The 12425-nt window shown below is 64.5% G+C and carries 6 protein-coding genes and 3 rRNA genes; 2 read left to right on the top strand and 7 right to left on the bottom strand.

Annotated features, from left to right (window positions below):
* Positions 1–72: 72 nt before the first annotated feature.
* The 4 genes from ACSHT8_RS03265 to ACSHT8_RS03250 form a co-directional block, all read right to left on the bottom strand.
* On the bottom strand, positions 73–654 hold the full coding sequence (locus tag ACSHT8_RS03265; protein WP_436497515.1) for a hypothetical protein: 582 nt from the start codon (positions 652–654) through the stop codon (positions 73–75).
* Positions 655–742: 88 nt separating this feature from the next.
* Positions 743–859 (bottom strand): 5S ribosomal RNA (rrf, locus tag ACSHT8_RS03260).
* A 105-nt stretch (positions 860–964) separates the two neighbouring features.
* Positions 965–4065, bottom strand: a 23S ribosomal RNA gene (locus tag ACSHT8_RS03255).
* 368 nt (positions 4066–4433) lie between these two features.
* Positions 4434–5951 (bottom strand): 16S ribosomal RNA (locus tag ACSHT8_RS03250).
* The 16S, 23S and 5S rRNA genes sit together here, the layout of an rRNA operon.
* 644 nt (positions 5952–6595) lie before the next feature.
* Between ACSHT8_RS03250 and ACSHT8_RS03245 the strand changes: the two genes are divergently transcribed.
* A complete protein-coding gene (locus tag ACSHT8_RS03245; RefSeq protein ID WP_436497513.1) occupies positions 6596–7156 on the top strand; it encodes a snapalysin family zinc-dependent metalloprotease in 561 nt (186 codons plus the stop codon).
* A gap of 60 nt (positions 7157–7216) precedes the next feature.
* On the opposite strand, the gene paaZ is transcribed toward ACSHT8_RS03245, so the two are convergent.
* Entirely contained in the window at positions 7217–9244 is a 2028-nt protein-coding gene (gene paaZ, locus ACSHT8_RS03240; protein WP_436497511.1) for a phenylacetic acid degradation bifunctional protein PaaZ, read from the bottom strand.
* A gap of 173 nt (positions 9245–9417) precedes the next feature.
* On the opposite strand from paaZ, the gene ACSHT8_RS03235 reads away from it, so the two are divergent.
* The gene (locus tag ACSHT8_RS03235) at positions 9418–10134 is read left to right on the top strand and encodes a S1 family peptidase (RefSeq protein WP_436497509.1); all 717 of its coding nucleotides are present in this window, start codon (positions 9418–9420) and stop codon (positions 10132–10134) included.
* 5 nt (positions 10135–10139) lie between these two features.
* Here ACSHT8_RS03235 and ACSHT8_RS03230 read toward each other — a convergent pair whose 3' ends face one another.
* Positions 10140–10430 (bottom strand): hypothetical protein, encoded by a 291-nt coding sequence (locus ACSHT8_RS03230; RefSeq protein ID WP_436497507.1) that lies wholly within the window; start codon positions 10428–10430, stop codon positions 10140–10142.
* A gap of 69 nt (positions 10431–10499) precedes the next feature.
* Positions 10500–12338, bottom strand: a complete 1839-nt coding sequence (locus ACSHT8_RS03225) for an ABC transporter ATP-binding protein (protein WP_436501978.1) — start codon at positions 12336–12338, stop codon at positions 10500–10502.
* Between the last annotated feature and the right edge of the window lie 87 nt (positions 12339–12425).

The raw sequence follows: 12425 nt of genomic DNA, 5'->3' as shown, positions 1-12425 counted from the left end.
GGCTGGGACGAGCCGGAACGTGAGCGGCCCGCTCGGGAAATCCCCGAGCGGGCCGCTTCATGTCCGGGACACCTACTGCCGCATGGATCGCGCCACGTCGTACACGTACTGAACTTGATCCGCGGTCAGCCTGCGGGCATCCCAGATCAACTCGCTCACACCTTCGGCAGCCCGATTCGTCGGCGGGGTCTCGTGTTCGAGTGGGACGCCGGTGAGCGTGGCCAGCTCCGCCGCGGGAACGCCCAGCAGCACCGAGAAGTCGACCAACAGGTCGGGGGTCACCGGCACCTGGCCGCGACCCACCTGTTCATACGTGGAGGCGGACCAGTATCTGCCGGTCACAGCCAGGAACATCTGGGTTATCTGTGTCCACCCCAGATTCCGGTTCGCGAGCATGCGCATCAGCGCGGCCCCGGGACCTGGGCTCGTCGAGTAGAGATGATGCGCAACCAGGGTGCGAGCAGGGTGAGTGCGTTCCTCCTGCGGAAGTGCTGCGACAAGTCGGCGGATCTCATCGCGCTCCACCTGCGCCAGGCGCAGGTAAGCACGCACAAGACTGACAACCCGGGGGCAGGCGTTCGGATCCAACGGTGCGAGGTCATCCGGCACTGGTGTCCCCGCGGCGGCGAGGAGGTCAGTCTGGTGCGGACCCATTGGACAAGGTTATCCGGCGGCTGTCCTTGGAAATGCGAAATGCCCCCTCTCGATTCCGAAGAATCGAGAGGGGGCATTCGCAACTTTAGTCCGGCGGCGTCCTACTCTCCCACACCCTCACGAGTGCAGTACCATCGGCGCTGGCAGGCTTAGCTTCCGGGTTCGGGATGGGACCGGGCGTTTCCCTGCCGCTATGACCGCCGTAACACTATGAAACAGTAACCAGCAACCCCACGCTCAACCCCAAAAGATGGGGGTGTGTGGGGGTGGTTGGTGTCTCAGACACCGCACAGTGGATGCGTAGCATGTTTGTAGCAAGCCCTCGGCCTATTAGTACCGGTCAACTCCACCCATTACTGGGCTTCCATTTCCGGCCTATCAACCCAGTGGTCTGCTGGGGGCCTTAACCCCTCAAAGGGGGTGGGAGACCTCATCTTGGAACGAGCTTCCCGCTTAGATGCCTTCAGCGGTTATCCCTTCCGAACGTAGCCAACCAGCCGTGCCCCTGGCGGGACAACTGGCACACCAGAGGTTCGTCCGTCCCGGTCCTCTCGTACTAGGGACAGCCTTCCTCAAGTCTCCTGCGCGCGCGGCGGATAGGGACCGAACTGTCTCACGACGTTCTAAACCCAGCTCGCGTACCGCTTTAATGGGCGAACAGCCCAACCCTTGGGACCTACTCCAGCCCCAGGATGCGACGAGCCGACATCGAGGTGCCAAACCATGCCGTCGATATGGACTCTTGGGCAAGATCAGCCTGTTATCCCCGGGGTACCTTTTATCCGTTGAGCGACGCCGCTTCCACCAGCCAGCGCCGGATCACTAGTCCCGACTTTCGTCCCTGCTCGACATGTCTGTCTCACAGTCAAGCTCCCTTGTGCACTTGCACTCGACACCTGATTGCCAACCAGGCTGAGGGAACCTTTGGGCGCCTCCGTTACCCTTTGGGAGGCAACCGCCCCAGTTAAACTACCCACCAGGCACTGTCCCTGAACCGGATCACGGTCCGAAGTTAGACACTCAGTACGATCAGAGTGGTATTTCAAGATTGACTCCACCCACACTGGCGTGCGAGCTTCACAGTCTCCCACCTATCCTACACAAACCGAACCAAGCACCAATACCAAGCTATAGTAAAGGTCCCGGGGTCTTTCCGTCCTGCCGCGCGTAACGAGCATCTTTACTCGTAGTGCAATTTCGCCGGGCCTATGGTTGAGACAGTCGAGAAGTCGTTACGCCATTCGTGCAGGTCGGAACTTACCCGACAAGGAATTTCGCTACCTTAGGATGGTTATAGTTACCACCGCCGTTTACTGGCGCTTAAATTCTCAGCTTCGCGCCGAAGCGCTAACCGGTCCTCTTAACGTTCCAGCACCGGGCAGGCGTCAGTCCGTATACATCGTCTTGCGACTTCGCACGGACCTGTGTTTTTAGTAAACAGTCGCTTCTCGCTGGTCTCTGCGGCCACCTGACCCTAGCCCGCGAAGGGCTTCAAGTCCTGTGGCCCCCCTTCTCCCGAAGTTACGGGGGCATTTTGCCGAGTTCCTTAACCATAGTTCACCCGATCGCCTTGGTATTCTCTACCTGACCACCTGTGTCGGTTTGGGGTACGGGCCGCGTGGAAACTCACTAGAGGCTTTTCTCGGCAGCATGGGATCACTCTACTTCGCCTCATTCGGCTATGCATCACGTCTCAGCCTTCATGGTTGACGGATTTGCCTATCAACCGGCCTACACGCTTACACCACACACCAACTGGTGGCGGAGCTACCCTCCTGCGTCACCCCATCGTTTGGCTACTACCAGCTCAGATCCCGCGCATCCCCCACTCAGTCCGAAGACCTCATGGCTTCTGGGCGGTTAGTATCACTGGCCTCACCAGGGACGCGTCCACACGGGTACGGGAATATCAACCCGTTGTCCATCGACTACGCCTGTCGGCCTCGCCTTAGGTCCCGACTTACCCTGGGCGGATTAGCCTGGCCCAGGAACCCTTGGTCATCCGGCGGAAGAGTTTCTCACTCTTCTTTCGCTACTCATGCCTGCATTCTCACTCGCGCAGCCTCCACGACTGGATCACTCCGCCGCTTCGATGGCTGCACGACGCTCCCCTACCCATCCACACCACTGCCCACCCGAAGGCGGGGATGTATTGTGTGAATGACACAGCTTCGGCGGTGCGCTTAAGCCCCGCTACATTGTCGGCGCAGGACCACTTGACCAGTGAGCTATTACGCACTCTTTCAAGGGTGGCTGCTTCTAAGCCAACCTCCTGGTTGTCTGGGCGACCCCACATCCTTTCCCACTTAGCGCACACTTAGGGGCCTTAGCTGGTGTTCTGGGCTGTTTCCCTCTCGACTACGAACCTTATCGCCCGCAGTCTCACTGCCGCACTCTCACACACCGGTATTCGGAGTTTGGTTGATTTCGGTAAGCTTGTGGGCCCCCTAGACCATCCAGTGCTCTACCCCCGGCGTGAAACATGCGACGCTGCACCTAAATGCATTTCGGGGAGAACCAGCTATCACGGAGTTTGATTGGCCTTTCACCCCTACCCACAGCTCATCCCCCAGGTTTTCAACCCTGGTGGGTTCGGGCCTCCACGACGTCTTACCGTCGCTTCACCCTGGCCATGGGTAGATCACTCCGCTTCGGGTCTAGACCACGCGACTCAAGCGCCCTATTCAGACTCGCTTTCGCTACGGCTACCCCACACGGGTTAACCTCGCCACGCAGCACTAACTCGCAGGCTCATTCTTCAAAAGGCACGCCATCACCCCGAAAGGCTCTGACGGCTTGTAGGCACACGGTTTCAGGTACTCTTTCACTCCCCTCCCGGGGTACTTTTCATCTTTCCCTCACGGTACTAGTCCGCTATCGGTCATCAGGAAGTATTTAGGCTTAGCGGGTGGTCCCGCCAGATTCACAGCAAATTCCACGAGCTCGCTGCTACTTGGGAACACCATCGGGAGACACTGAGTTTTCGCGTACGGGACTCTCACCCACTACGGTCACGCTTTCCAGACATGTTCCGCTAACAACAGTGTTTTCTAACTCCCCGACCATCCGGCAGAATGATCTGATAGGTCCCACGACCCCGCATACGCAACCCCTGCCGGGTATCACACGTACACGGTTTAGCCTCATCCGCTTTCGCTCGCCACTACTCACGGAATCACGGTTGTTTTCTCTTCCTACGGGTACTGAGATGTTTCACTTCCCCGCGTTCCCTCCACACACCCTATAGATTCAGGTGCGGGTGACACCACATGACTGATGCCGGGTTTCCCCATTCGGACATCCTCGGATCTCAGCTCGGTTGACAGCTCCCCGAGGCTTATCGCAGCCTCCTACGTCCTTCATCGGCTCCTGATGCCTAGACATCCACCGTATGCCCTTAAAATCTTGCTACAAAGATGCTCGCATCCACTGTGCAGTTCTCAAACACCAACCAGAGACACACCACGATCCCTGTGCCCACCAACCGACCCAATGGCCGACGGTATGAGCACCGCGGTGGTCCTGAACCGAGCAACACCCCAACGGGTGTTGTCTCAGGACCCAACAGTGTGCCGACACACATCCACTCCACAACCCCATCGACTGACGTTCCACGCGAAGATCCGAAGACCTTGCAGTACTAGCCGCATCGACGGCGCCGCGAGTCTCAGCTCGTCCAGTAGTTCCACAGCATATGAGCAACCACCCACCGGGCATTCGCCGGCGGCCTGGCCCTCCCACACCAACCCCGAGGGGCTGGCGGGTCAGATGCTCCTTAGAAAGGAGGTGATCCAGCCGCACCTTCCGGTACGGCTACCTTGTTACGACTTCGTCCCAATCGCCAGTCCCACCTTCGACCACTCCCTCCCTTGCGGGTTGGGCCATGGGCTTCGGGTGTTACCGACTTTCGTGACGTGACGGGCGGTGTGTACAAGGCCCGGGAACGTATTCACCGCAGCGTTGCTGATCTGCGATTACTAGCGACTCCGACTTCACGGGGTCGAGTTGCAGACCCCGATCCGAACTGAGACCGGCTTTAAGGGATTCGCTCCACCTCACGGTCTCGCAGCCCTCTGTACCGGCCATTGTAGCATGTGTGAAGCCCTAGACATAAGGGGCATGATGACTTGACGTCATCCCCACCTTCCTCCGAGTTGACCCCGGCAGTCTCCTATGAGTCCCCGCCATTACGCGCTGGCAACATAGAACGAGGGTTGCGCTCGTTGCGGGACTTAACCCAACATCTCACGACACGAGCTGACGACAGCCATGCACCACCTGTGAACCAGCCACAAGGGGGCCTACATCTCTGCAGGTTTCCAGTCCATGTCAAGCCTAGGTAAGGTTCTTCGCGTTGCATCGAATTAATCCACATGCTCCGCCGCTTGTGCGGGCCCCCGTCAATTCCTTTGAGTTTTAGCCTTGCGGCCGTACTCCCCAGGCGGGGTGCTTAATGCGTTAGCTACGGCACGGAGAACGTGGAATGTTCCCCACACCTAGCACCCACCGTTTACGGCGTGGACTACCAGGGTATCTAATCCTGTTCGCTCCCCACGCTTTCGCTCCTCAGCGTCAGTATCGGCCCAGAGACCCGCCTTCGCCACCGGTGTTCCTCCTGATATCTGCGCATTTCACCGCTACACCAGGAATTCCAGTCTCCCCTACCGAACTCAAGTCTGCCCGTATCGATCGCAGGCCCAGGGTTAAGCCCCAGGTTTTCACGACCGACGCAACAAACCGCCTACGAGCTCTTTACGCCCAATAATTCCGGACAACGCTCGCACCCTACGTATTACCGCGGCTGCTGGCACGTAGTTAGCCGGTGCTTCTTCTGCAGGTACCGTCACTTGCGCTTCGTCCCTGCTGAAAGAGGTTTACAACCCGAAGGCCGTCATCCCTCACGCGGCGTCGCTGCATCAGGCTTTCGCCCATTGTGCAATATTCCCCACTGCTGCCTCCCGTAGGAGTCTGGGCCGTGTCTCAGTCCCAGTGTGGCCGGTCGCCCTCTCAGGCCGGCTACCCGTCGTCGCCTTGGTAGGCCACTACCCCACCAACAAGCTGATAGGCCGCGGGTTCATCCTGCACCGCCGGAACTTTCCACCACAACACATGCGTGAAGTGGTCATATCCGGTATTAGACCCAGTTTCCCGGGCTTATCCCAGAGTGCAGGGCAGATTACCCACGTGTTACTCACCCGTTCGCCGCTCGTGTACCCCGAAGGGCCTTACCGCTCGACTTGCATGTGTTAAGCACGCCGCCAGCGTTCGTCCTGAGCCAGGATCAAACTCTCCAATAATGTTTCAGAGTGTTCTCTGCCTGACAAAAAGACACCAAAACTGGCATCAATTCATCTCAAAGGAACCCACAAAGGGGTTCAATCATTTAAGCTCTACTGGCTTAAATCGGCACACTGTTGAGTTCTCAAACAACACACGCACATCTTGGTCACCACTGAGTGTGGCTACTTCCGAGGCTTTGGGTTGGCCATCGCTCGTTCCGGTTTTCCCGGCCCGCTTCGCTCTGACTTGGATAAAGTTACACGGCGCCCAACACGGGATCAAATCGGGGGTCCCTTAAGCGGTCCGCCGGACGCCGGCGAGCCCGGGATCCGTTGTGGCACAACAGATCCAACCTACCTGCCAACCCGCTCCCCCGCCTGTCGCCACCGCTCGGCGACAGGCCCGCGCAGAGGTCCGATTTCGGCGCATCCGCGCTGATCATCGCCGGTTTGACCCCTCGTTGAGTCCACTGTGGATGATCGTACACATCGCTGTTTGTGACGGCGGTCACTTCTTCACCGGGTTGGCCCATAGGACCAACACGCACCGCGACCGCATGCCACCCAATGGCCGTCTTGCGTGCCGGGCGGACGCTCCTAGGTTGGGAGATGCGGGCGTACCTCGGGCGGCTCATCCGCAAACAGAACACCTGGAGCCCTGCATGCTTCGACGCACATTCGCCCTGGTCGCGGCCAACGCCGCACTGGGTGCCGCGGTCATCGCCGGTGCCGCACCGGCCGCTGCCGCACCCGCCGCGCCTGCCGCGGTGGTCACCATTACCTACGACGACGCCTACGCGGGCGAGTTCAAGACCGCGGTGGCGGCGGGAGTGCAGATCTGGAACGAGTCGGTGACCAACGTGCGCATCGTCAAGGCGACCGCTGGTCAGCGGATCAATGTCCGGGTCATCGCCGACAACAACTGGCCGCGGGCCACGCTGGGGCCGGTGCGCCCCAGCGGCAGCGGCACCGTCTGGATGGGCCGCCAGGCCGTCCAGCAGGGCTACAACCCGACCCGGATCGCGGCGCACGAGTTCGGGCACATCCTCGGCCTGCCCGACCGGCGCACCGGGCTGTGCTCGGACCTGATGTCGGGCAGCTCGGCGCCGGTCAGCTGCACCAACGCGCGGCCCAGCTCGGCTGAGGCTTCGCAGGTGCAGCGGAATTACGCGACGGCGGTGGCCAGCCAGGAGACCACGGTGATCCTGGTCGACGCCGCATAGTCATCACATGAGGAAGGGGCGGCGTCCGCACCGGACGCCGCCCCTTCGTCGCTGAGAGCCCTACCTGGTCTTGGCGACCAGGGTCAGCACGTCGTACTTGGCCACCGACTCCCCGCCCTGCTTGGTGACGTCGGCGTCCCAGCGGACCTCGCCGTACTCGGCGTTCTCCCGTGGGGTGATCTGCTTGGCCGTGAGGGTCACCGTCAGCTCGTCACCCGGGAACACCGGGGTCAGGAAGCGCAGGTTCTCCAGCCCGTAGTTCGCCAGGACCGGGCCGGGCTCCGGCGAGACGAACAGGCCCGCGGCGAACGAGACGATCAGGTAGCCGTGGGCGACGATGCCGCCGAAGAACTCGTTGGCCGCGGCCGCCACCGGGTCGGTGTGGGCGTAGAACGTGTCGCCGGTGAACTCGGAGAAGTGGTCGATGTCGGCCTGGGTGACCGTGCGCGGGCCCGCCACCACCGAGTCGCCGATGCGCAGCTCGGCGAGCGACTTGCGGAACGGGTGCTCGTCGTCGGTGCGCTTGGGGGCGCCCGCGACCCACTGGCCGGTGATCTCGGCGACCATCCGCGGGCTGCCCTGGACGGCGGTCCGCTGCAGGTGGTGCAGCACGCCGCGGATACCGCCCATCTCCTCGCCGCCGCCCGCGCGGCCGGGGCCGCCGTGGATGAGGTTGGGCAGCGGGGAGCCGTGGCCGGTGGACTCCTTGGCGTCCTCGGCGTCGAGAACCAGCAGGCGGCCGTGCCACGGGGAGACACCGTGGACGACGTCGCGGGCGAAGTCCTGGTCGGCGGTGACGATCGAGCCCGCGAGGCTGCCCAGGCCGCGGGCGGCCAGGTCGATGACGTGCTCGGTGTCGGTGTACGGCATCAGGGTGCTGACCGGGCCGAACGCCTCGACCTCGTGCGGCTCGGCACGGTCGCCGTCCGCGCGCACGAGCACCGGGGAGAGGAACGCGCCGCGTTCGGCGTCGGCGTCGATTACGTCGACGGTGGACGGGTCGCCGAAGACGACGCTGCCCGCGTCGAGCAGGGCCTTCAGCGAGCGGCGGACCTCTTCGCGCTGCTCCTGGCTGGCCAGGGCGCCCATACGCACGTCGGCGTGCGCGGGGTTGCCGATGGTGACCTTCGCCAGTTTCTCGGCGGTGGCCGCGGCGACGTCGTCGATCAGGGCGGCGGGGACGAAGGCGCGCCGGATCGCGGTGCACTTCTGGCCCGCCTTGGCCGTCATCTCGGCCACGAGCTGCTTGACGAACAGGTCGAACTCGGTGGTGCCGGGCACGGCGTCGGGGCCGAGGATGCTGCAGTTGAGCGAGTCGGCCTCGGCGTTGAAGCGGACCGAGTTGCGCACGACGGCGTCGTGGGTGCGCAGCTTCAGCGCCGTGGAGGCCGAGCCGGTGAACGACACCAGGTCCTGCGGCGTCACGTGGTCGAGCAGGTCGCCCGCGCTGCCGCAGACGAGCTGGATGCTGCCCTCGGGGATGATCCCGGAGGCGACGATCAGCTCGACGAGCTTCTCGGTGAGGTAGGCGGTCTGGCTGGCGGGCTTGATCAGGCTCGGCACGCCCGCGACGAACGCGGGGGCGAACTTCTCCAGCGGGCCCCAGACGGGGAAGTTGAACGCGTTGATCTGCACCGCGACGCCGCGCAGCGGGGTGGCGATGTGCTGGCCGACGAACGTGCCGCCCTTGCCGAGCGGCTCGACCGGGCCGTCGACGTAGACCTTGGCGTTGGGCAGCTCGCGCCTGCCCTTGCCGCTGTAGGCGAAGAGCACGCCGATGCCGCCGTCGACGTCGATCATCGAGTCGCGCTGGGTGGCGCCGGTGCGCAGCGAGAGCGCGTACAGCTCGTCCTTGTGCTCCAGCAGGTGCGACGCGAGCACTTTGAGCAGCGCCGCCCGCTGGTGGAAGGTCAGCTCCCGCAGCGCGGGGCCGCCGGTGCGCCTGCCGTGGTCCAGCGCGGCGGCCATGTCGATCCCGGCCGAGGAGATCCGGGCGATCTCCTCCCCGGTCACCGCGTCGTGCAGGGGTGCTCCGTCGGTGTCGGCGGTGTGCCACCGGCCCGCGACGTAGCTGCGCAGAAGCGCCATCGAGTTCGACCTCCTGAGTCCGGCGGGTGGCTTCGTCGCCTGGCCCGCGGTCCCGATGCTAGTGGTCAGCGCCAGAGTGTGAACGAGCGTGAAAATCGCAGTCTTGTCGTAGCCACTAACGGGTGAAAAAGTCACTAATCGTCGATTCCCCCTGCAACGAATCGAGATCGCGAATGTTCAAATCCAAGATCGCTCTGACGGTCACGGGTATCGCGCTGGCCCTGCTCAGCGCCGCCCCCTCGGCCGTCGCGGCTCCCGAACCGGAGCCGACCGTCACCCCGATGATCATCGATGGCAACTACGCCACCAACGCCCCCTGGGCGGCGCGGCTGTTCGCCAACGGGCGCCAGGCGTGCTCGGCGACGATCATCGCCCCGCAGTACGTGCTGACGGCCAAGCACTGCGTGGCCAGCGGCACGATCACCTTCCGCATCGGCAGCCTGGACCAGTCCAGTGGCGGCACCACGGCCACCGCGGTCCAGATCACCCGGCACTCGGGGTCCGACCTGGCCATCGCCAGGCTCGACCGCAGCGTCAGCGCCACCTACGCGCCGCTGGGCACGTCGACCGACGTCAGCGTCGGCCAGACGGTCCAGGTCTACGGCTGGGGCGCGACCTGCACCAACCAGCCGGAGATCAACTGCCAGTCGCGGTACCTGAAGTACGCCAACGTCCGCGTCAGCTCGGTCAACGCGCGGGACTACTACGGCGGCGTCGCGGTGCGGGCCACCCGCATCGACGGCATCACCGCCGGTGGTGACTCGGGCGGCCCGATGTTCGCCTCGGGTCGGCAGGTCGGTGTGGCCTCGACCAGCGACCGGCAGTCGGTCACGAACTACACCAACGTGACCTCGTACCGCTCCTGGATCCGCAGCGTCGCGGGCGTCTGAGTCAGTCAGCCCAGGTGAGGGGCCGCGGCCGAACCGGTCGCGGCCCCTTCGCTCGGCACTGGCCTGCCGCGCACGGGGGTGAAGGTGCCGTTCATGGCGAGTAGGCGGGCGTTGGCCCTGCGGTCGAGCAGGCGGGCGAACTCCGCGACCGGACGCGGGGTCCCGGCCAGTTCCCACGCCGCCTGCCGCACCACCGAGTCGATCACCGAGACCGGGACGTCGGCGTGGTGCGCCGCGAGTTCGCGGACGGTGACGGCCACCATCTCGGGCAGCACGGGATCGAGCGGGTTCGCCATCAGTACACGATACCCGCGACTGTCCCTAAAGGACTCCCCCGAAACAAGAACTTCACTCGACTCGGGACACTAGGCAGCGGTCACCGCGGGTTGGTCGAACTGGGTGCGGTACAGCTCGGCGTAGCGGCCCTCGGCGGCGAGCAGGTCGTCGTGCGTGCCGCGTTCGACGATTTGGCCGTCCTCGACGACCAGGATCAGGTCGGCGGCGCGGACGGTCGACAGCCGGTGGGCGATCACCACGGCGGTCCGCCCGGCGAGGGCCTCGCCCAGCGCGGCCTGGACCTCGGCCTCCGACGTCGAGTCGAGGTGCGCGGTGGCCTCGTCCAGCAGGACCACCCGGGGGCGGGCCAGCAGCAGCCGGGCGATGGTGAGCCGCTGGCGTTCGCCGCCGGAGAGCCGGTAGCCGCGCTCCCCCACCACTGTCTCCAGACCGTCGGGCAGCGAGCGGACCAGCTTGTCGAGCCGGGCGCGCAGCAGCGCGTCCCACAGTTCGTCCTCGGTCGCGTCCGGCCGGGCCAGCAGCAGGTTCGAGCGGATCGACTCGTGGAACAGGTGGCCGTCCTGGGTGACCATGCCGAGGGTCGCGCGGATCGAGTCCGCGGTCAGCTCGCGCACGTCGACGCCGGACAGCCGGACCGCGCCGGAGTCCACGTCGTAGAGCCGGGGCGCGAGTTGGGCGATGGTCGACTTGCCCGCTCCTGACGAACCGACGAGCGCGACGAGCTGCCCGGGTTCGGCGCGGAAGGACACCTCGTGCAGCACCTCGACCCCGCCACGGGTGTCGAGCCGGGCGACGTCCTCCAGCGAGGCGAGGGAGACCTTGTCCGCCGACGGGTAGGCGAAGCGGACCTTGTCGAACTCGACCGACACCGGACCGGCGGGGACCTCACGCGCGCCGGGCTTGTCGGCGATGAGCGGCGGGAGGTCGAGGATCTCGAAGACGCGCTCGAAGCTGACCAGCGCGCTCATCACCTCCACGCGCGCGCCCGCGAGGGCGGTGAGCGGGGCGTAGAGGCGGGCGAGCAGGAGGGCGAGCGCGACGACGGAGCCGGGGTCGAGCGTGCCGCTGAGCGCGAGGACACCGCCGAGCCCGTAGACCAGGGCCAGCGCGAGGGCGGAGACCAGGGTGAGCGCGGTGAGGAAGACCCACTGCAGCATCGCGGTGCGCACCCCGATGTCGCGGACCCGGCTCGCGCGGACGGCGAACTCGCGCGACTCGTCGGCGGGCCTGCCGAACAGCTTGACCAGGGTGGCGCCCGGCGCGGAGAACCGCTCGGTCATCTGCGTGCTCATCGCCGCGTTGTGCTCGGCCGCGGCGCGCTGCATCGAGGCAAGGCGCGAGCCCATACGGCGGGCGGGCAGGACGAAGACGGGCAGCAGGAGCAGTGCGAGCAGAGTGATCTGCCAGGAGATGCCGAGCATCACCACGAGGGTCAGCACCAGCGTGACCAGGTTGCCGACGACCCCGGACAGCGTGTCGCTGAAGGCGCGCTGGGCGCCGATGACGTCGTTGTTGAGCCTGCTGACCAGGGCGCCGGTCCTGGTGCGGGTGAAGAAGGCGATCGGCTGGCGCTGGACGTGGTCGAACACCTGGGTGCGCAGGTCGAGGATCAGCCCCTCGCCGACGGTCGCCGACAGCCACCTCGAGACGAGCCCGAGCGCGGCCTCCGCCACCGCCACCCCGGCGATGACGATCGCGAGCGTGACGATGACCCCGCTGTTGTCACCACCGACGATCGCGTCGACCACCCGCCCCGCGAGCACCGGCGTCACCACCGCGGTCGCGGAGAGCACGACGCTGACTACTAAGAACCAGAGCAACCGGACTTTGTGCGGCCGGGCGAAGCCGAAGATCCGCCGAACCGTGCGCATCGAGATGCCGCCACCGGAGGTCTCCGACGCGTGCATCGTCTTGTAGAGGGAGCTGAACGCCGTCATCTGCATGTCCACATCGACGACCGTAGAACCTCGACCTTTGTCCAAGTCAATACACTG

The sequence above is a fragment of the Actinokineospora sp. HUAS TT18 genome, assembly GCF_051364635.1.
In the GTDB taxonomy this organism is placed as follows: Bacteria; Actinomycetota; Actinomycetes; order Mycobacteriales; family Pseudonocardiaceae; genus Actinokineospora.
Note: the sequence above shows the minus strand (reverse complement) of the source record. Positions and strands in the feature narration are given on the sequence as shown.